Raw genomic sequence first — 21,313 nt, forward strand, 5'->3', positions numbered from 1 at the left:
TTGTAGTTTTTCAATATAAGTTACTGGTATTTATAGCCCTTTGGCTCTGCGCCTTCTGGATAATCTAATTTTTTGTGGGTTTGTCCCATTGCTTCAGCAACTTCTGGTGGCATATAATTTTCATCATGCTTTGCAAGTACTTCAGTTGCTTCCAGCTTACCTGATTCCACTAATACGCCTTGAGCGACTATTCCCTGGCCTTCTCGGAATAAATCTGGAAGAAGATCGTCAAATGTCACAATGATTTCGCCACCTACTGAGTCATGTACCGCGAATTCCACATGTAAACTGCTTGGGTCGCGTATCATAGAGCCAACAGTGACCATGCCGCCTACGCGAATACGCTGTCCAATCTCTGGCTTAACTCCAGTGTCATTCTTACCATGTACAATTTCATATGGTGTATAAAACAAGTTCAAATTGGTATTTAACGCGTACAGTAAAAGTGAAGCGACACCTGCGACACCTGCGATTAAAGCTACTGCCAGTGTAAGTCTTTTTTTACGTCTTGGGTTCACGATTTATTACCTCTCGATTCTTTTAATCGTTCTTCTCTGATGATCTTTTTAGATATCTCAATAAGAACTTTTTTCCTTTGGCTAAGACTATGAATGATCAAAATAGCCAAACTGCCAAATGTTACACCGTAAGCTAACCATACAAAGAACGCATAGCCGCCCATATCTAAAAATTCTGCTAATGTATCGAATTGCATTATTTTGTCGCCTCCGCGTTAGCTAAATCACGAACCCAAGGACGCATTCCGTTACGTGCCAATACTTCTGCTCTATATCTTACTATGGTTAATGCTCCTATCATCATGCCAAATCCAGCAATATTGATAAGCAGTGGATAGAGCATATCTCCAGTCATTGTAGACTTTTCTGTAATCTTGATTGTGGCAGGTTGATGTAAGCTGCTCCACCATTCAACTGAATACTTGATAATTGGAATATTGATTACCCCAACGATGGCCAATATGCCTGCAGCTCTGCCTGCCAATACTTTGTCCTCAAATGAGGCGTAAAGTGCAATAACACCCAAGTAAAGGAATAATAGTACTAGTTCTGAAGTTAAACGAGCATCCCAAACCCACCATGTACCCCACATAGGTTTTCCCCATGCAGCGCCAGTAAATAATGCGATAAAAGTAATAACTGCTCCAATTGGGGCAATAGATGCAGCAGCCCAATCGGCGGCTTTAATCTGCCAGACGATACCAATAAATGAAGCGGTTGCCATCCCCATGTAGGCTGCCATTGACATGGATGCTGCAGGAACATGTATATATATAATTCTAAAACTATCACCCTGTTGATAATCCATTGGTGCGTATAACAAGCCCCATGTCGTACCAACACCTATCATTGCAATTGCTAAACAAGCAAACCAGGGCAACATTTTTCCTGCTAGATTATAAGATCGCTCAGGGTCTGCATATGAATTAAGCCATTTCCACATCTTATTCCACATATTAATTTGTACTCACACGTAAGGAGGCGCCAATTGCAAAAGGTGCCATAATTAAAGAACCAACCAGCATAGCGCCAATAATCGCTAGCTGACCATCATAAGGTAAATTCATCCCTGCCGCATCGATAGCACTTGTAGCAAAAATCAACACCGGTATATATAAAGGCAATATTAATAAGGTCAGTAATACGCCACCTTTACTGAGCCCAACAGTAAGAGCCACACCAATTGCACCTAATAGTGACAGGACAGGTGTTCCCAACGCTAAGGTAGCCATTAAAGCAACATAGCTATTACCTTCTAAATGAAGCAATACCGCCAATAATGGTGATACGAGTATTAATGGCACACCCGTTAAAATCCAATGAGCTAAGACCTTAGCCAATACCATAATCGCTAGCGGCTGAGGACTAAGTAACATTTGCTCTAAGCTACCGTCGCTGTAATCCGCTTTAAAGAGCCTTTCCAGTGACAGCATTGATGCCAGTAGAGCCGCTACCCATATTATTCCTGGAGCTACACGTGTTAGTACTTGCGGTTCTGGTCCAATTCCTAGTGGGAATAGAGTTACCACCATAATAAAAAATAACAGTGGGTTAAATATGTCACCACGATGTCTAACCGCAATTTTCAAATCACGTTTTAACAAGGTCACAAACGCGCTGCTGTAGCTAATACCTCTGTTCATTATTGAGCCTTATATAAAACGATAATCGAGAGTGATTTTACGAAGATTAGGCTCAGTAATTAAACTCATATCTTGATGAGTTGTGATAATTACGCATCCACCGCGATTAGCATGCTCCATAAAGAGTTGCTCCAGCTCTTCAACACCTTTTTTATCGATCGCAGTAAAAGGCTCATCCAATATCCATATTTTACAATTGGTATGCCATAATCTTGCTAACGCTGTTCTTCGGTGTTGCCCTGCAGACAGATGTCCTGCTAATGCTTCTTCAAACCCGCTTAAGTTTACTTTGGCTAAAATGTCAGACGTTCTATAGTCATCATAACCACTGATTCTTAAATTGAAGTTAAGATTTTCTTCTGCGGTTAATTCACTTTTAACGCCGGCTAGGTGCCCTAAATAAAGTAAATTTTCATTAAACTCATCACGCGATCGAATGATGTTGTGTTTCAAATACAGCACATCTCCGGAATAAGGACGAGATAAGCCTGCTAGAATACGTAATAAGCTTGTTTTTCCGGAGCCATTCGGACCTTCAATTTGAACGATATCCCCAGGCATGATATCAAAGCTAAGCTCGTCAAATAATAAACGCTCTTCGCGGATGCATGTTAGGTTGTTTGCACTGATCAAGGGAGTGGATGATGTTATTTTTGTCACTGAGCCCTCTATTTAATCGACTAATAAAGATTAAAAGATATTAACATAAACAGTATTATGCAGTTAACTTTAGCTATCATTAAGTGCCCGCAATTTGATGTAGTTCCAATAAAATTACTAAAATGCGAGTTTTTTCAACATTTGCTAATATATTACTTGAACTGGTTAATATTGGTTGATTTGAATGCCAAGGTGAGATTGTTATCACAAAAAGGTGAGATTTTTTGCAGTATGTAGTAATCTAGTAGAGCTAAAAATAGTCTGCCTTCTAAAAATAACAGGCAGCGTTGAGCTTTGTATTTATTTGCAATTAGGAACGTTGAACATGAAAAAATTGTTAGCAATGACTGCAGTAGCTGCCTTAACTTTGTCTGCGAATGTATTTGCTCAAGAAGGTGAAGCTGTATATAACAAGGCATGTCAAGTATGTCACAGCATGGGTGTGGCCGGTGCGCCTAAATCTCATGATGTTGCTGCTTGGGAACCTCGTTTAGCCAAGGGTGTTGATGTACTATTAAACTCTGTTAAGACAGGTTTAAATGCAATGCCACCAGGTGGTATGTGTACTGACTGTTCTGATGAAGATTACAAGAACGCTATTGAGTTCATGTCTAAGTAATACTTCTTTAAGAATATAAAAACCGGCCTAATAGCCGGTTTTTTTATGGATGTCTGACAGCAAATTTGCGTAGAACTCTATTAAGGTGAACCTAATAAGTTCGCCTTAATCTAAGTTATTGAACTATTGTATCTAATACGAGCGTGGTTTTACCGCCGACTTTAACAGCATCTACAGTACCTTTCATGTCACCCGCTTGTGGTTTGACGCTGCCATGTTTTGATAGCACGGCTATAATCTCAACTTCGCTAGCACCACTTAATTTTACATCCCCTCCCATAGAAGTACTATCGTCTAAGGTAATGGTCAATGGTAAATCACTAGCATTGACTTTAGTCGCGGCTAAAGGCACTTTTGGCCCTTGAGTTGCGCGAGCAAAAACAAATACTTGATCATTTGGCCCAACCTTAGACGCTAATTCCGGTGCAACTTCGACCATAACACTGACAGTTTTTGCAATTGTCGTACCTGCTTCAGTGGCGGTATTTTTAACAGCACTGTGGGCATCATCATTTGGCATGGCTCCCGTATCTGATTGCATACTCATTTTAGCAGACTGAATAGCATTCATTAATGCTGTGCGGTCAACATCACTACGGTCACTATCTAAAATAGCTTGCCATGCATTAATTGCATCTTGATATTGAGCATTAAAAAAGGCGTCCATTCCGACAAGTAATAATGTAGATGGGTCTTGTGCATCCAAAGCTAATGACTGCTCAATAATAGCCTGAATATCTGGCGTGAGCTTCTGACCTGCCTGGTAATACATCGCCGTTGCTTTAGGGCCTAGTAATTCAGCGTGGGTTCCGACTAACTCCATGACTTTATCGAATGCAGCAATAGCTTTATTATATTGGTTTGCTGAAATATAAGCATGACCTAGGCTAAACCATGCTTGGCTGTTTTCAGGAGCTTGTTGAACCTCTGCCTCCATCATCTGCACACGCTGAGCCATAATTTGTTCATTACTCATGCCTTGATGCGGATTATTAGCTTGTGGCGGATTTGCCAGTTCATTATATGCACCAAGCTGCTGATAGAAGTAACCTGTTAGTCCCAACACTACTATGGTCATCAAAGAGGGCCATAAAATACCTTTTGGTTTTGCAGCAGCAAGTGAGTCATCACCCTTATGCTTCATATCCTGCAATAAACTAATTTCTAGTTCCTGCTTTAATGCGTCAAATTCATTCTGATCATGTAAATCGTTTTGTAATTCTTTCTCAAGAATGCCTAAACGTTCATTAAAAAGTTCAAGGTTAGTTTGTTTACGGACGCCAGACTCTTCAGCTTGAAGTAGCTTTGTCTGACGAAAATGAGGTACCCAAATCATCATTAAACCGATAATAAGGACAAGCGCGATAAGAATCCAAAATGTGGTCATCGTTTCAATATTCACTTTTAGTTTATAGGAAAGCGGGGGTTCCGCTGAGCTTGATTAGACGATTATACGTAAAGATTATTAATTGAATAGTAATATAAGGAAGATATAAAGCTCAAACTTGAGAGTTGAGCACTGGTTCACAATTTAAAATGTGAACATTAAATGGTAAGAAACTTTAGATCATTTTGTTAGTCTTATCGCTGTGTGATTGTGATTAGAGACTTTTGATCCTACAGCGTACCGATAATGAGACAAGTAACCCAGTTTTGCACGAAAGTGGCAGACATGTGAGCTGGCAAGCACTAAAATGATTTAAAATTCGCTTAAGCTAATGTGAGTATAGTAACGTATGCTCATCACCTGCATTAACGTGGTTTGTTGATATCAAATCAATGTTTTTATAACTAAGGAATACCCATGATTCCAGAAATTGGACATTTCTCACTGATAATAGGTTTGGCATTTGCCATGTTATTAGCCAGTGTTCCATTAATAGGTGCTGCCAAGAAAGATGCATATTTAGTGAGATATGCCTGGCCTCTTGCGTACGGTATGTTTTTCTTCATTCTAGTTTCAGTAGTTATATTAGGCTACAGCTTCGCGGTGGATGACTTTTCAGTCGCCTATGTTGCACATCATTCAAATTCACAATTACCCATCTTCTTTAAAATTGCTGCAGTATGGGGCGGTCATGAAGGTTCATTATTATTCTGGGTATTCTCATTGTCAGTGTGGGCAACAGCTGTAGCCATGTTCAGTAAAGGCTTAGAAGAAGTCTTTACTGCGAGGGTGCTAGCAGTACTAGCCATGATTATTGTTGGTTTCACCTTGTTTATGGTTCTAACCTCAAGTCCATTTGAGCGTATATTTCCAATTCCAATGGAAGGACGTGACTTAAATCCAATGTTGCAAGATGTTGGGCTAATCTTCCACCCACCTATGTTATACCTTGGTTATGTAGGTTTCTCAGTAAGCTTTGCTTTTGCTATTGCAGCATTAATGAGTGGTAGTTTAGATTCAGCTTGGGCTCGTTGGTCTCGTCCTTGGACGTTGGCTGCTTGGGTGTTCTTAACCGGTGGTATCTCACTAGGCTCTTGGTGGGCATACTATGAATTAGGCTGGGGTGGTTGGTGGTTCTGGGATCCAGTTGAAAATGCTTCTTTTATGCCTTGGCTAATAGGTACAGCATTGGTTCACTCTTTAGTGGTAACTGAAAAGCGTGGTGCATTCCGCAATTGGACTGTTTTGCTATCAATCTTTGCTTTCTCATTAAGCTTACTGGGTACCTTTATTGTGCGTTCCGGTGTACTCACATCGGTGCATTCATTTGCAGCAGATCCAAGCCGTGGTATGTTTATTCTGCTTCTACTGGCTATTGCCGTTGGTGGCTCTTTAACTCTGTTTGCTTTCCGTGCCAGCGAAATGAGCAGTCCTGCTCGATTTGAGCTCAAGTCTAAAGAAACCATGTTGTTGGTTTGTAACGTGTTATTAACTGTAGCTGCCGGTACCGTGCTACTTGGAACCTTATACCCGCTGCTTATAGATGCGCTCGGTATGGGTAAAATTTCTGTAGGACCTCCATATTTCAACGCGGTATTCGTTCCAATCGTGTTAGTACTGTTTGGCTTTATGGGTATTGGTCCAATCATTCGCTGGAAGAAATCAAAGCAAGGCGAGATCAAGCGTCAATTGCTTGTGCCTGCAATGGTTGCAGCAGTGATCGGTTTGTCTGTACCTTTCCTCATGGGCGGCGAATTCAATATATGGGTTGTACTTGGCATTACTGCGGCAATATGGGTGACATTATCGACATTCCGCGCTGCATACAATATGGTTAAAGGAACAGATGGCAGCATCAGTTTAACCCGTATTGGGCGTAGCCAACTTGGAATGATCATGGCCCACTTAGGTATTGCCGTCTCAATTGTTGGTGCCACTATGGTGTCGAACTACTCAATAGAGAAAAGTGTTCGCATGGGGCCAGGAATCAGTCAAGAGTTAGCGGGTTACACATTCAAGTATCTTGAAACTAAGAATGTCGTTGGACCAAACTACACAGCACAACAAGGTCAAATAGAAATCTATCAAGATGATAAATACATTACCTTATTAAAACCGGATCGTCGTCAATATAATGTTCGTACAATGGACATGACAGAAGCCGGTATCGATTGGGGTTTATTCCGTGACCTATATGTCACCATGGGTGACCCAATCAGTGCGACCGAGTTTGCTGTACGTCTAAACTACAAACCTTTTGTACGTTGGTTATGGTTCGGATCAATCTTTATGATGATTGGTGGTTTCCTTGCTGCATCAGATAAGCGTTATCGCGTAAAGAGCACGGCTGCCGAAGTAAACGACAAAGCAAAAGAAAAGTTAGCGACAGCTTAAAAACGGAGAATTTATGAAAAAGTTGGTGCTGTTTATACCTCTAGCCTTATTTTTGGTGATGGGAATATTCTTATATCAAGGTTTATTCCTTAATCCACAAAAGCTGGATTCAGCATTAGAAGGGAAGCCGGTGCCGGCTTTCCAACTTGAGAGACTTGAAACCCCTGGTGAACTGTTGACTGAAGCTGATTTAAAAGGTCAAGTTTCATTATTAAACGTGTGGGCCACCTGGTGTCCTGCATGTAAATATGAACATCCTTTTTTAACTATGTTGTCTCGTCGTAATATTATGCCTATATATGGTATTAATTATCGTGACGAGCGAGCACTGGCAATAAAAGAGCTACAGCGCGAAGGGGATCCATATACGATCAACTTTTATGATAAAGATGGTCGTTTAGGTTTGGATCTCGGGGTATATGGTGCGCCAGAAACATTTATCATTGATCATAATGGCATTATACGATTTCGCTATGCAGGCCCAATTGATCAAAATATTTGGCAAGATACCTTATATCCAATGGTTCAGCAGCTACAAGCTGAAGCTAAAGCGGATGGAGCAGCGTAATGAAATTAGTTAATTTATCGTTCGCGTTAGTTATTGGTTTGTTATCGAGTGTAGTGGTCCATGCCACACCAGTAGATACCTATGAATTCAAAACACCCAGTAATCAAAAGCGTGCTATTTCACTCGCACATGAGTTGCGTTGCCCACAATGTCAAAACCAAAACTTAGTTGATTCTAATTCGCCAGTCGCTCAAGATTTGCGATTAGAAGTTTATAAGATGGTTGATGATGGTAAGTCAGATGAGCAAATTGTAGAGTTCATGACAAGTCGTTATGGTGACTTTGTACTTTATAAACCGCGACTTGATCCAAAAACATATGTTCTTTGGATTGGTCCTTTTGCGCTGCTATTTATAGGTTTCATTGTTGGCGCGATACTTATTCGTCGCCAGAGAAATGTAAAATATGCCCATGCCGAGATGTCAGCTGAAGATAAACAGCAGCTTGATGAATTACTAAAACGTAATAAATAACCTCAGTCCAGAATATAAAGACTTTTCAAACCGCTCTTTGTTTTGTTAACAGCGTTACATCAAGGTGCTTTGCTTTCAAAACAAATAGCAAGTTGCGATAAAATAGGCTAAACGTGTAGGGTTTAGCCTATTGACTGTATCTCTTAACCCGACTTGAGGTTAAATAATGATATCGAAAAAAAAACTTGTTGTTGTAGCCTCTATTATTAGTGCTAGCATGCTGCTAATAGAAAGCGGTGTAGCCTACCCAGGTATGCAACCTAGTCAAAAACCAGTATCTCAAACCAGTTTGGATAAAATCATCATCCTGGAGCAACCTTTTCCCATCGCCCAAGCTAACTTCAGCCAATTGAATAATGATCAAATAGATTTTGAAGCCTTCAAAGGTAAAGTCATCTTAGTGAATATGTGGGCGACATGGTGTCCCCCTTGTGTCAGAGAACTTCCAGCACTAGACAGGCTTGCCAAAAAAATAGATCAAACCCAATACATGTTGTTACCTATATCAATTGATGGCGATGGCCAAGTGATAGTGCAACCATTTTTGCAATCGATAGGTCTACCAAAATTCGAATCTTATTTTGATCCCAAGCAAAATCTTCGTGAAGTGTTCCCGTTAGAAACAATTCCGGCGACTTTTATATTAAATCCGCAAGGGGAACTGGTAGCTTATGTACGTAGTTATGTTGATTGGGACGATGAGAACGCTATAACCTTCTTAAAGCAGTTTTACACCACAACAGGAAAAGTGGTCGATTAGTATTCTTTTTGGTGCCTAATTAAACGATTTAGATCGTGTTAGGTTAAAAGATCGTCAAGCGATCTTTTTTTATATAAAAACTTTATAAAAGGGGTTGCACTGCCTCAGAATCTCCCTATAATGCGCATCCACTGACACGGCACAGCGCGAAAGCAAAGTAGCGAGTTAGGTTGATTTGAAAGGATAAAAACTTCGGTTTCATCATCAAATCAACAGCGAAAAGAAAGTTTGAAAAAACACTTGACGCTGACAACAGGGTCTGTAGAATACGCAGCCCAAGCCAACGACCTAGCGTCCAACGGCGATGTTTGAAAAATTAACATCAACGCTCTTTAACAACTTAAACAAGAAATCTGTGTGGACATTCACAGGTATTGAGTTATTCGAAATTGCTTCTTCTTAGGAAGAGCAATCAAAAAATTTAAACTCAATGCAACGATGAATGTTCATAGCAATATGTACAAAAAGACTTTGTTAACTTCGGTTGATAAAGCAATCAGAATTCATTGAGCCGAATCGCAAGATTCAAAAAAACTTTAATTGAAGAGTTTGATCATGGCTCAGATTGAACGCTGGCGGCAGGCCTAACACATGCAAGTCGAGCGGCAGCGGGAAGATAGCTTGCTATCTTTGCCGGCGAGCGGCGGACGGGTGAGTAATGCCTAGGGATCTGCCCAGTCGAGGGGGATAACAGTTGGAAACGACTGCTAATACCGCATACGCCCTACGGGGGAAAGGAGGGGACCTTCGGGCCTTTCGCGATTGGATGAACCTAGGTGGGATTAGCTAGTTGGTGAGGTAATGGCTCACCAAGGCGGCGATCCCTAGCTGTTCTGAGAGGATGATCAGCCACACTGGGACTGAGACACGGCCCAGACTCCTACGGGAGGCAGCAGTGGGGAATATTGCACAATGGGCGAAAGCCTGATGCAGCCATGCCGCGTGTGTGAAGAAGGCCTTCGGGTTGTAAAGCACTTTCAGTAGGGAGGAAAGGCAGTAGTTTAATAAACTGCTGCTGTGACGTTACCTACAGAAGAAGGACCGGCTAACTCCGTGCCAGCAGCCGCGGTAATACGGAGGGTCCGAGCGTTAATCGGAATTACTGGGCGTAAAGCGTGCGCAGGCGGTTTTTTAAGCCAGATGTGAAAGCCCTGGGCTCAACCTAGGAATTGCATTTGGAACTGGGGAACTAGAGTCTTGTAGAGGGAGGTAGAATTTCAGGTGTAGCGGTGAAATGCGTAGATATCTGAAGGAATACCGGTGGCGAAGGCGGCCTCCTGGACAAAGACTGACGCTCATGCACGAAAGCGTGGGGAGCAAACAGGATTAGATACCCTGGTAGTCCACGCCGTAAACGATGTCTACTCGGAGTTTGGTGACTTAGTCACTGGGCTCCCAAGCTAACGCATTAAGTAGACCGCCTGGGGAGTACGGCCGCAAGGTTAAAACTCAAATGAATTGACGGGGGCCCGCACAAGCGGTGGAGCATGTGGTTTAATTCGATGCAACGCGAAGAACCTTACCTACTCTTGACATCCAGAGAATTCGCTAGAGATAGCTTAGTGCCTTCGGGAACTCTGAGACAGGTGCTGCATGGCTGTCGTCAGCTCGTGTTGTGAAATGTTGGGTTAAGTCCCGCAACGAGCGCAACCCCTATCCTTATTTGCCAGCGAGTAATGTCGGGAACTTTAGGGAGACTGCCGGTGATAAACCGGAGGAAGGTGGGGACGGCGTCAAGTCATCATGGCCCTTACGAGTAGGGCTACACACGTGCTACAATGGCGTATACAGAGGGTTGCAAAGCCGCGAGGTGGAGCTAATCTCACAAAGTACGTCGTAGTCCGGATTGGAGTCTGCAACTCGACTCCATGAAGTCGGAATCGCTAGTAATCGTGAATCAGAATGTCACGGTGAATACGTTCCCGGGCCTTGTACACACCGCCCGTCACACCATGGGAGTGGGCTGCAAAAGAAGTGGGTAGTTTAACCTTCGGGAGAACGCTCACCACTTTGTGGTTCATGACTGGGGTGAAGTCGTAACAAGGTAGCCCTAGGGGAACCTGGGGCTGGATCACCTCCTTACCTATACGACTAACTCAATACCTAAAGTGCAGAGATGCATGTGAGTGTTCACACAGATTACTTGTTAACTTCTTCGGAAGTAGAGTGAAACACACCGCTTGCCGGTTAAGTGTTGTTCTTTAACAATTTGGAAAGCTGATAGTACTAACTAAAGGCGCATAGATGATGATTCGTTGTCGTTTGTGTGATTACGTTAGTGCGAAAATAATATTGATGCGAAAGCATCAGTATCTTGAGTTCTCAAAACACTGTTTAAGTGTCTTGAATATTCTAAAAACTAAGGCGAGTCACACTTCCTGGTCGGGAGTGAGACAAGTAAAAACCAGCTAGTTGCGATACAGTCTAATTAGTTCATTCTCTTGTTTACAAGGGTTGTGAAACTCATTTGGGTTGTATGGTTAAGTGACTAAGCGTATACGGTGGATGCCTTGGCAGTCAGAGGCGATGAAGGACGTAATAACTTGCGAAAAGCGTTGGCGAGCTAGTAATAAGCATTTGAGCTAACGATATCCGAATGGGGAAACCCGGCCACATAAGTGGTCATCATACAGTGAATACATAGCTGTATGAGGCGAACCTGGGGAACTGAAACATCTAAGTACCCAGAGGAAAAGAAATCAACCGAGATTCCCCTAGTAGCGGCGAGCGAACGGGGATTAGCCCTTAAGTCTATGGGGTGTTAGTGGAATGAGTTGGAAAGCTCAGCGGCACAGGGTGATAGCCCCGTACATGAAAACTAACCATAGATGAAAACGAGTAAGGCGGGACACGTGACATCCTGTTTGAATATGGGGGGACCATCCTCCAAGGCTAAATACTCCTGACTGACCGATAGTGAACCAGTACCGTGAGGGAAAGGCGAAAAGAACCCCTGTGAGGGGAGTGAAATAGAACCTGAAACCGTATACGTACAAGCAGTGGGAGCGGTTCTTGAGACCGTGACTGCGTACCTTTTGTATAATGGGTCAGCGACTTACGTTTTGTAGCGAGGTTAAGCGAATAGCGGAGCCGTAGGGAAACCGAGTGTTAACTGCGCGTTTAGTTGCAAGGCGTAGACCCGAAACCGAGTGATCTAGCCATGGGCAGGTTGAAGGTTGAGTAACATCAACTGGAGGACCGAACCGACTTATGTTGAAAAATGAGCGGATGACTTGTGGCTGGGGGTGAAAGGCCAATCAAACTCGGAGATATCTGGTTCTCCTCGAAAGCTATTTAGGTAGCGCCTCGAGCGAATACCATTGGGGGTAGAGCACTGTTAAGGCTAGGGGGTCATCCCGACTTACCAACCCTTTGCAAACTCCGAATACCAATGAGTACTACTCGGGAGACAGACAGCGGGTGCTAACGTCCGTTGTCAAAAGGGAAACAACCCAGACCGTCAGCTAAGGTCCCAAAGTGTATGTTAAGTGGGAAACGATGTGGGAAGGCTTAGACAGCTAGGATGTTGGCTTAGAAGCAGCCATCATTTAAAGAAAGCGTAATAGCTCACTAGTCGAGTCGGCCTGCGCGGAAGATTTAACGGGGCTAAACATACCACCGAAGCTACGGGTTTGCAGTTTACTGCAAGCGGTAGAGGAGCGTTCTGTAAGCGGTTGAAGGTGAAGGGGTAACCCACACTGGACGTATCAGAAGTGCGAATGCTGACATGAGTAACGATAAAGGGAGTGAAAAACTCCCTCGCCGAAAGACCAAGGGTTCCTGTCCAACGTTAATCGGGGCAGGGTGAGTCGACCCCTAAGGTGAGGCCGAAAGGCGTAATCGATGGAAAACAGATTAATATTTCTGTACCTCTGCTAACTGCGATGGAGAGACGGAGAAGGCTAGGCTAGCGCGGCGTTGGTAGTCCGCGTTTAAGGTAGTAGGCGGTGTTCTTAGGCAAATCCGGGAACACGTACTTAAATGTACACGTTGAGAGCTGATGACGAGTCACTAAGGTGATGAAGTAGTTGATGCCATGCTTCCAGGAAAATCTTCTAAGCTTCAGGTTAGTAGGGATCGTACCCCAAACCGACACAGGTGGTCGGGTAGAGAATACCAAGGCGCTTGAGAGAACTCGGCTGAAGGAACTAGGCAAAATGGTACCGTAACTTCGGGAGAAGGTACGCTGCTGTTGGTGATGGGACTTGCTCCCTAAGCTGACGGCAGTCGCAGATACCAGGTGGCTGCAACTGTTTATCAAAAACACAGCACTGTGCAAAATCGCAAGATGACGTATACGGTGTGACGCCTGCCCGGTGCCGGAAGGTTAATTGATTGGGTTATCGCAAGAGAAGCTCATGATCGAAGCCCCGGTAAACGGCGGCCGTAACTATAACGGTCCTAAGGTAGCGAAATTCCTTGTCGGGTAAGTTCCGACCTGCACGAATGGCGTAATGATGGCCACGCTGTCTCCAGCCGAGACTCAGTGAAGTTGAAATTGCGGTGAAGATGCCGTATACCCGCGGCTAGACGGAAAGACCCCGTGAACCTTTACTATAGCTTGGCACTGAACATTGAACCTACATGTGTAGGATAGGTGGGAGACTTTGAAGCTTCGTCGCTAGATGGAGTGGAGTCAATCTTGAAATACCACCCTTGTAGTTTTGATGTTCTAACTCTGGCCCCTTATCGGGGTTGAGGACAGTGCCTGGTGGGTAGTTTGACTGGGGCGGTCTCCTCCCAAAGAGTAACGGAGGAGCACGAAGGTTGGCTAAGTACGGTCGGACATCGTACGGTTAGTGCAATGGCATAAGCCAGCTTAACTGCGAGACATACACGTCGAGCAGGTACGAAAGTAGGTCATAGTGATCCGGTGGTTCTGAATGGAAGGGCCATCGCTCAACGGATAAAAGGTACTCCGGGGATAACAGGCTGATACCGCCCAAGAGTTCATATCGGCGGCGGTGTTTGGCACCTCGATGTCGGCTCATCACATCCTGGGGCTGAAGTCGGTCCCAAGGGTATGGCTGTTCGCCATTTAAAGTGGTACGCGAGCTGGGTTCAGAACGTCGTGAGACAGTTCGGTCCCTATCTGCCGTGGGCGTTGGATGATTGAGGGGAGCTGCTCCTAGTACGAGAGGACCGGAGTGGACGAACCGCTGGTGTTCGGGTTGTCATGCCAATGGCATTGCCCGGTAGCTACGTTCGGAATCGATAACCGCTGAAAGCATCTAAGCGGGAAGCGAGCCCCAAGATGAGTCATCCCTAGAGCTTTAAGCTCTCTAAAGGGCCGTAGGAGACTACTACGTTGATAGGCAAGGTGTGTAAGCGTTGTGAGGCGTTGAGCTAACTTGTACTAATGACCCGTGAGGCTTAACCATACAACCCAGATGGGTTTTACTGATACGACTTAGTATTAGAATGAGACGCTTAAATAGTGTGACGAGACTCAAACTCAGATAAAGTAATCAGCTTTCCGAATTATTATTTAATGCTAGCTAAATAGCGTTAGATAACCAAATTTGTCTGGAAACCATAGAGCTGTGGCACCACCTGATCCCATTCCGAACTCAGAAGTGAAACACAGTATCGCCGATGGTAGTGTGGGGTCTCCCCATGTGAGAGTAGGTCATTTCCAGGCGCCTAATTTCTCTTTTAAGTAAGAGAAGTCTACTGATAGTGACATATCAGCGACTTAAAAAGAATTTAGCATCGTGCGTAAGCAATTTGCTAAAGGAGCGGTAGTTCAGTTGGTTAGAATACCGGCCTGTCACGCCGGGGGTCGCGGGTTCGAGTCCCGTCCGCTCCGCCAACTTAAGACGAAGGCCTTTGCAGCAATGCAAAGGCCTTTTTTCGTGTGTGTAATTTAAAAATATGGGTAATAGTTCTGTTGGTTAAGGCTTTTTCGAGACATCGATTCGAGACAGCGGCCTGTTAGGCCGGAGGTCGCAGGTTCACTCTTGTTACAAGCAGCGTCCGCTCCGCCAACTTAAGACGAAGGCCTTTGCAGTAACGCAAAGGCCTTATTCGTATCTGGAATTTGATATTATTGTTGATGTTTTCGTTTTCATCAGTCAATAAGGGCCAATTATACCATTTACATTAATTAATTGGTCAGTTTTGTCCACCGTCTAGAACATAGTAGAATCACCCTTTCCGGCTCTGCAATAAATCGATTCCATGCAATGGAACACTGCTCAACAATATCGTAATATCCACTAAAGCAACGATTGGCGAGTTCATTCTGACGAAGCCATTGCCACACTTGTTCTATAGGGTTGAGTTCTGGCGAATAGGGCGGAAGCTTAAGGATACTAAGGTTATCAAAGTCCTCTGTCAGCACCTGTTGATGCCAACCTGCGCCATCCATGATGACCAAAGCATGGCGACTCGATTCGGTAGCCTCTGAAATTAATTTTAAATGCTCCCACATATATTCACTATTGGCATGCGGGGCAATAATAGCCTCTGTCGCACCCGTTGCCGGACACACCGCGCCATATAAATACGCTGATTCAAACTGTTGTTGCCTTACCGCTCGTGGTCGGGTTCCTTTCGTTGCCCAAATGCGGGTCGTTGTATTTTGCTGACCAAATCTGGCTTCATCTTGAAACCAAACATCAATGCGATCTAACGCCACATGACCAGGGGTGTTAAGGATCGTTGACAGCTGGAAGTTTTTTAAAAGCGTCCTGAATATCTTGAGATTGCTTTGGGTGACGAGAGCGGGTCGTTATCCATGACAATCCTAATTGATGCAGTAATCTGTAGATATTTGCCTGTTTAAAGGTCACGCCAAATTCAGACTGGATAAAAAGACTGACATCTCTTGCCATCAATCTTCCGCCACTCTCAGACAAGCTTTGACGTTGTACAAATTCTTTCAGATTTACCAGTTGTTTCGCCGATAATTGAGCGGGTCGACCTGGATTATGTTTATCATCTAGGCCGCTAATGCCATGAGTTAAATAATGAGTAACCCATGCATTTACACTGGTTCTACTGACCTTCAACATGTTGGCTATAGCAGAACGAGAATGACCTTCGGTAAAATGAAGTAAGGCGAGATAACGCATACGTTTACGTGCGCTTTTCTCAGATTTAACTAATGCTGCAAGATTGAGATTATTCATCGATACTGAAATAAGGAAATGACAACTAATTAGATCACATATTTAATGTAAATGGTATTAGATAGCGTTATTTTAGATTAATGTCGTTCTTTGTCGTACTTTGTCATTAATCTATTTTTACACCTTCTGTGGCTAATCTGGTGAGACTTTTTGTCTGTTATCTGTCTGATGAACCAACAGTTTTCTTGCTAACACTTAATAGGAACAGATAAATCGATCTATTTTCTTGCTATTGCCATATTGGTTGCCTAACTTATGGGGCAATTGTTGTTATAAAGGAAAAAGCAATGAAGCTTGAGATGATTTGTACTGGTGAAGAAGTGTTATCTGGCCAGATTGTTGATACTAATGCCGCTTGGGTTGCCAATGAGCTAATGTCATTAGGTATTGAGATGCAGCAACGCACCACTGTTGGCGATAGATTAGCGGATTTAGTGGCTGCTTTCCAAGAGAGAAGTAAGCACGCTGACGTTATTTTAGTGAATGGTGGCCTAGGCCCAACCAGTGATGATATGTCAGCGCTTGCTATGGCAAAAGCGAAAGGCGAAGAGCTAATAGAGAATCAGCAATGGCGCGATCATCTAGAGAATTGGTTTACCAAAAATGGCCGTGTGATGTCGAAGAGCAACTTAAAACAAGCTTGGTTGCCTGAGTCGGCGGTGATGATCGATAACCCCGTAGGCACCGCCTGTGGTTTTAGAGTGAAGTTAAATAATGCCTGGTTATTCTTTACTCCGGGAGTACCTTTTGAACTAAAACACATGTTCAAAGAACAATTTGTGCCATTTATTACTAAAGAGTTTGGCTCAGGTGATAACACCCAATTGCATAAACTGCTCACCATTGGCTATGGTGAATCTACTCTCGCTGATATGTTATCTGAACTTAGCTTACCCCTAGGTATCGAGCTAGGTTATCGCTCTTCTATGCCACATATTGAAATTAAAATTTTCGCCCGGGGTGATGAAGCTATTCGCGCGTTGCCTCAAGTGACAAAAGCGGTTAAGGAATGTTTAGGCACTGCCGTTGTGGCGGAAAATAAGCCGACCTTAGCTGAAGAGATCCATACAAGGTTATACCAGTCTGGTTTTAGTTTAAGTGTGGCAGAATCCTGTACTGGCGGAATGATCACAAGTCAGTTAATTGATTTCGCTGGCAGCTCATCATACCTACATCATGGCTTAGTGACCTACAGCAATGAGTCCAAGGTAAAAGTACTTGGTGTTAATCCGCAAATTTTAGATGATCACGGAGCTGTCTCTATTCAAACTGTCGAAGCAATGGCTGAAGGCGTGCGTAAAATACTCGACAGTGACTTCGCTTTAGCTACCAGCGGAATTGCTGGCCCTGAAGGTGGTTCTGATCAAAAGCCCGTCGGCACAGTTGCAATAGCACTCGCGACGCGTCATGGCATTTACAGCCAGATGGTCAAATTGCCAAAACGCTCACGTCAGTTGGTTAGAAGCCTCAGTGCTGCAGTTGCTTATGACATGTTACGTCGTGCGTTATTGGATGAAGCTGTCATAGTAGATTACCCATCAATTAGTCGATTTGAAAAATAATATACGCTGGCATTAAGTCATTAATCAATTAATCCCCCTCAGGTTCTCTCTGTGGGGATATTTGATTTTTCTGCGCTAAACAAAATACGCAACCGCCAGCAATATGATCCCGATTAGCATAAAAGCAATGACTTTTAACCTTGTTATCCCTAATAAAATGCCTGACAGTTTGAGTAAATTTTGATGATGGGGTCGTAAGCTTAAAAACATCAATACACTGCCATGTATCACCATTAGAATTGCACTTACAGTTGCTGCAAGATCGCCTGCTTGTGATCCAATAACTAAAGTATGCTATCCCACTTCAAGCCAATTCTCGTGATAAATGAGCCGTTTATTGTAAATCTTGTGCCTAGAACAAAAAAAGCGCCTATTGGCGCTTTCATTGAGTCATACTTTTTGGCCTTAAAACTTAACTACCAATTTACCTTTTTGAACGGCGAGCTCTTTGGTCATTTTGGCCATTAACGCTTGATTTGAATCATTCATATCAAGGGTGTAAACCGGCTGACTTTCTAGAAACCCACGTAAGAAGCTCATTACCTGTGGGGTAATGGCTGTTAGTGCTTGCTCTAAATCGGCCGGGTTTGCACTGACATTAACTAAATCCAAATTGCGTAAATAGATACTTTTAGTTTCGCTGTTATACCAAGGCTGTGCTTCAAACGTTGTTTTAAGCTCAGCGCTAATTGGCATTAAAGGATTACGAATACGCACAAGAGTCGTTGCCGTTAATCCCATAGTATTAGGTTTATCACCTAAGCTGACTTGCATGTCGTTAAGCACCAAATTAATACCAATAATTTGGTTACCTTGCTTTACCTCAAAGTGCATCTCTTTATTAAGGTAATTTTCTATCTCATTTTCAGTAATGCTATACTGACTGGCGCAACCAGTCAGTAGTAGCAAGGCATTGATAAAAATCAGCTTTAGTGTTTTCATTAACCTGTGTTTCTCATGCCTGCGGCAACGCCCGCGATAGTAAGCATTAGCGCCAGTTGTACATGCTTAGAAGGCTCAGCTTCCTTACGCGTACGGGCTAATAGCTCGGTTTGCAGGAAGTTTAATGGATCAATGTAAGGATTGCGAAGTTTTACTGATTCACGATTCCAGGGAGTATGCGACATTAACTCATCTGACTCAGTTAATGACAATACGGTATCAATACCCAGTTGTAATCGTTGACGTAATTTCTCACCTAAATGATGTAGTTCAGGTTTCACCAAACAGTTTTCATAATAGCGGGCTAAGTTAGGCTCTGCTTTCATGTAAACCATTTCTAGCATAGAAATTCGTGTTTCAAAAAATGGCCACTCGGCTTCCATTTCACGCAGTAATGCTAGTTCATCACGCTGAATAGCGTCATTGAGTGCTTCACCTGCACCTAACCAAGCTGGCAACATTAAGCGGTTTTGTGACCAGGCAAATATCCAAGGAATAGCACGTAAACTTTCAATGCCTCCATCAACTTTGCGTTTAGCTGGGCGGCTACCTAATGGTAATTTACCCAGTTCAACTTCTGGTGTTGCTGCACGGAAGTAAGGCACAAAATCCTTTTCTTCACGTACGATACCGCGATAATGCAGCACAGATTCATCGGCAATCCGCTGCATACAATCACGCCAAGCTTTTTTCGGCTCAGGTGGCGGTAATAAAGTGGCTTCCATTACGGCTGAGGTATAAAGCGCTAAACTTTGTACTGCTAATTTTGGTAAGCCAAATTTAAAGCGGATCATCTCACCTTGTTCAGTCACACGGATACGGCCATCTACTGAGCCCGGCGGTTGAGATAGAATGGCTTTGTGAGCAGGCCCGCCCCCACGTCCGATAGAACCCCCACGGCCATGGAACAACATCAGTTTGACGTTGGCTTTATTACACACTGCTACTAACTGCTCCTGTGCGCGATACTGCGCCCAGGCAGCGGCCATCACACCGGCGTCTTTAGCTGAGTCAGAATAACCAATCATGACTTCTTGCATGCCTTTGGTGTATCCACGATACCAATCGATATTCAATAAAGACTCAATACAGCTAGCGGCATTGGTTAAATCTTCTAAGGTTTCAAATAATGGCACTACGCGCATTGGATGGCTGCAACCAGTTTCTTTTAATAACAATAAAACAGTCAACACATCTGATGGCTTACCCGCCATTGAAATAACATATGATCCCAAAGACTCTTTAGGCTGTTTGGCAATCAGTTCACAGGTTTTGATGACTTCAGCAACATCTTCGCTTGGCTGCCAATTAGCCGGAATTAAAGGACGACGATTAGTCAGCTCGCGCAGCAAGAATGCTTGTTTTTCATTTTCATCCCAGTGATTGTAATCACCTAAACCTAAATAACGGGTCAGCTCGGCAATCACATCGCTGTGACGAGTAGAATCTTGGCGAATATCCAAACGCAGCATATGAATACCAAAGCTGGCTAGACGACGTAAAATATCGAGCAGTAATCCATTGGCAATCAATTTCATGCCGCTGTCACATAAACTGTTATAAAGCAGTTCTAATGGCGCTTGCAGATCCGCTTGTTGCCAAATCAGTTCACTGGTATCAACATCAGGAAAACGACCTTCAAGTCGAATGTTCAAGTAATCAATTGTTTTACGCAGTTTACAACGTAATTGGCGTAACACTTCACGGTATGGTTCATTGCTATTGTTAGTGAGTTCAAGCAGTTCTGGCGTTGCTTGCTCCATAGATAATTCACCGACTAAGGCAACGATGTCTTTTAAATACAAACGTGCAGCAGCATGACGATTTCGGTCTAATACTTCTTGGGTGACTTTGTGAGTAACAAATGGGTTGCCATCGCGATCGCCGCCCATCCAGCTAGAAAAGCGAACAGGGGCGATGTTAATCGGTAATTCTTTACCTGTGCGCTGCTCTACTTGATCATTTAACTGACGTAGAAAGTCGGGAATAGCCTGCCATAAAGACGTTTCAATCGTGCTTAAGCCCCAACGTGCCTCATCTACAGGTGTTGGACGCTCGCTACGAATTTCATTGGTGTGCCAAATTTGAGCAATCAATTGACGTAAACGTAAGTTGTTTTGGTTGCGCTCACGGTCTGACAGTTGGCTGTTTTCTTGATCTGTTAAACAATCGACAACCGCAGCATATTTTTGGATCAAAGTACGACGAGATATTTCAGTTGGATGAGCAGTTAACACTAAGTCGATTTCTAATTGCTTCAAGCAATTAATCACATCATTTTCATCTAAATCAGTATTAAGAATGCGACCAAGCAGTTGCTCTACTGGGTCTGGCACACAGACTAACTCATCGCAATTACGACTGATGGTGTGGTATTGCTCGGCGATGTTAGCTAGGTTCAAAAATTGGTTAAACGCTTTAGCAAACGGCACTAATTCTTCATCTGGAAGTGAGGTCAGCAATGCTAACATTTGCTCGCGAGAGGATTCATCGCCTTTGCGTGCCTGTTTTGCAAGAATTCGAATTTGTTCTACTTTCTCAAGAAATGCATCACCAAGATGGCTTTGCATTGTCTCACCTAAAATTTGGCCTAAATGTCCCACATTCGATCTCAGTGAGGCATACATATCTGCCACTTGCTCTGCCATACATAC

15 protein-coding genes, 1 tRNA gene and 3 rRNA genes are annotated in these 21,313 nt (G+C 43.5%); 10 read left to right on the plus strand and 9 right to left on the minus strand.

Annotated features, from left to right (window positions below):
- Window positions 1-20: 20 nt before the first annotated feature.
- From ccmE to ccmA, 5 genes are read right to left on the minus strand one after another with little or no spacing between them, the layout of a single operon-like run.
- Window positions 21-518, minus strand: coding sequence for a cytochrome c maturation protein CcmE (gene ccmE, locus ACRWQN_RS02475; protein ID WP_226411970.1), 498 nt, complete (start codon window positions 516-518; stop codon window positions 21-23).
- Window positions 515-715, minus strand: coding sequence for a heme exporter protein CcmD (gene ccmD, locus ACRWQN_RS02480; protein WP_226411968.1), 201 nt, complete (start codon window positions 713-715; stop codon window positions 515-517). Before ccmD ends, ccmE begins: the two co-directional genes overlap by 4 nt.
- Window positions 715-1,461 carry a heme ABC transporter permease gene (locus ACRWQN_RS02485; RefSeq protein WP_226411966.1) on the minus strand — a complete coding sequence of 249 codons (747 nt, stop codon included), beginning with the start codon at window positions 1,459-1,461 and terminating at the stop codon, window positions 715-717. Before ACRWQN_RS02485 ends, ccmD begins: the two co-directional genes overlap by 1 nt.
- A gap of 13 nt (window positions 1,462-1,474) precedes the next feature.
- The gene (gene ccmB, locus ACRWQN_RS02490; protein ID WP_434927801.1) at window positions 1,475-2,161 is read right to left on the minus strand and encodes a heme exporter protein CcmB; all 687 of its coding nucleotides are present in this window, start codon (window positions 2,159-2,161) and stop codon (window positions 1,475-1,477) included.
- Between the two features lie 9 nt (window positions 2,162-2,170).
- Window positions 2,171-2,821 (minus strand): cytochrome c biogenesis heme-transporting ATPase CcmA, encoded by a 651-nt coding sequence (gene ccmA, locus ACRWQN_RS02495; RefSeq protein ID WP_434927802.1) that lies wholly within the window; start codon window positions 2,819-2,821, stop codon window positions 2,171-2,173.
- Window positions 2,822-3,146: 325 nt separating this feature from the next.
- Between ccmA and ACRWQN_RS02500 the strand changes: the two genes are divergently transcribed.
- Entirely contained in the window at window positions 3,147-3,440 is a 294-nt protein-coding gene (locus ACRWQN_RS02500) for a c-type cytochrome (protein ID WP_434927803.1), read from the plus strand.
- 115 nt (window positions 3,441-3,555) lie between these two features.
- Here the strand turns inward: ACRWQN_RS02500 and ccmI are convergent, their stop codons facing one another.
- Window positions 3,556-4,827, minus strand: a complete 1,272-nt coding sequence (gene ccmI, locus ACRWQN_RS02505) for a c-type cytochrome biogenesis protein CcmI (RefSeq protein ID WP_434939661.1) — start codon at window positions 4,825-4,827, stop codon at window positions 3,556-3,558.
- Between the two features lie 417 nt (window positions 4,828-5,244).
- Between ccmI and ACRWQN_RS02510 the strand changes: the two genes are divergently transcribed.
- The 8 genes from ACRWQN_RS02510 (at window position 5,245) to ACRWQN_RS02545 (ending at window position 14,834) form a co-directional block, all read left to right on the plus strand.
- Entirely contained in the window at window positions 5,245-7,221 is a 1,977-nt protein-coding gene (locus ACRWQN_RS02510; RefSeq protein ID WP_434939662.1) for a heme lyase CcmF/NrfE family subunit, read from the plus strand.
- Window positions 7,222-7,234: 13 nt separating this feature from the next.
- Window positions 7,235-7,789, plus strand: coding sequence for a DsbE family thiol:disulfide interchange protein (locus ACRWQN_RS02515; protein WP_226411954.1), 555 nt, complete (start codon window positions 7,235-7,237; stop codon window positions 7,787-7,789).
- On the plus strand, window positions 7,789-8,262 hold the full coding sequence (gene nrfF, locus ACRWQN_RS02520) for a heme lyase NrfEFG subunit NrfF (protein ID WP_434927808.1): 474 nt from the start codon (window positions 7,789-7,791) through the stop codon (window positions 8,260-8,262). Before ACRWQN_RS02515 ends, nrfF begins: the two co-directional genes overlap by 1 nt.
- 166 nt (window positions 8,263-8,428) lie before the next feature.
- Window positions 8,429-9,022, plus strand: coding sequence for a TlpA family protein disulfide reductase (locus tag ACRWQN_RS02525; protein WP_434930744.1), 594 nt, complete (start codon window positions 8,429-8,431; stop codon window positions 9,020-9,022).
- 537 nt (window positions 9,023-9,559) lie between these two features.
- Window positions 9,560-11,104, plus strand: a 16S ribosomal RNA gene (locus ACRWQN_RS02530).
- 396 nt (window positions 11,105-11,500) lie between these two features.
- Window positions 11,501-14,403, plus strand: a 23S ribosomal RNA gene (locus tag ACRWQN_RS02535).
- Window positions 14,404-14,547: 144 nt separating this feature from the next.
- Window positions 14,548-14,663 (plus strand): 5S ribosomal RNA (gene rrf, locus ACRWQN_RS02540).
- Together the 16S, 23S and 5S rRNA genes with 1 tRNA gene alongside form the textbook arrangement of a ribosomal RNA operon.
- A 94-nt stretch (window positions 14,664-14,757) precedes the next feature.
- Window positions 14,758-14,834, plus strand: a tRNA-Asp gene (locus tag ACRWQN_RS02545).
- Between the two features lie 294 nt (window positions 14,835-15,128).
- On the opposite strand, the gene ACRWQN_RS02550 is transcribed toward ACRWQN_RS02545, so the two are convergent.
- Window positions 15,129-16,155, minus strand: a protein-coding gene (locus tag ACRWQN_RS02550) for an IS630 family transposase (protein ID WP_434939663.1) whose coding sequence is annotated in 2 segments (ribosomal slippage) — window positions 15,129-15,698 and window positions 15,700-16,155 — 1,026 coding nt in all. Because the reading frame shifts where the segments join, the coding sequence is not laid out codon by codon here.
- 287 nt (window positions 16,156-16,442) lie between these two features.
- Between ACRWQN_RS02550 and ACRWQN_RS02555 the strand changes: the two genes are divergently transcribed.
- Window positions 16,443-17,717, plus strand: coding sequence for a CinA family nicotinamide mononucleotide deamidase-related protein (locus ACRWQN_RS02555; protein ID WP_434939664.1), 1,275 nt, complete (start codon window positions 16,443-16,445; stop codon window positions 17,715-17,717).
- A gap of 405 nt (window positions 17,718-18,122) precedes the next feature.
- On the opposite strand, the gene ACRWQN_RS02560 is transcribed toward ACRWQN_RS02555, so the two are convergent.
- Both ACRWQN_RS02560 and ppc read right to left on the minus strand, forming a co-directional pair.
- Window positions 18,123-18,659: a DUF1439 domain-containing protein gene (locus tag ACRWQN_RS02560; protein WP_434939665.1), complete on the minus strand. Its 537-nt coding sequence runs from the start codon at window positions 18,657-18,659 to the stop codon at window positions 18,123-18,125.
- Window positions 18,659-21,307 carry a phosphoenolpyruvate carboxylase gene (ppc, locus tag ACRWQN_RS02565; RefSeq protein WP_434927812.1) on the minus strand — a complete coding sequence of 883 codons (2,649 nt, stop codon included), beginning with the start codon at window positions 21,305-21,307 and terminating at the stop codon, window positions 18,659-18,661. The genes ACRWQN_RS02560 and ppc overlap by 1 nt, the downstream gene beginning before the upstream one ends.
- Between the last annotated feature and the right edge of the window lie 6 nt (window positions 21,308-21,313).

Source organism: Shewanella sp. HL-SH8, assembly GCF_051165765.1.
Lineage (GTDB): Bacteria > Pseudomonadota > Gammaproteobacteria > Enterobacterales > Shewanellaceae > Shewanella > Shewanella glacialimarina.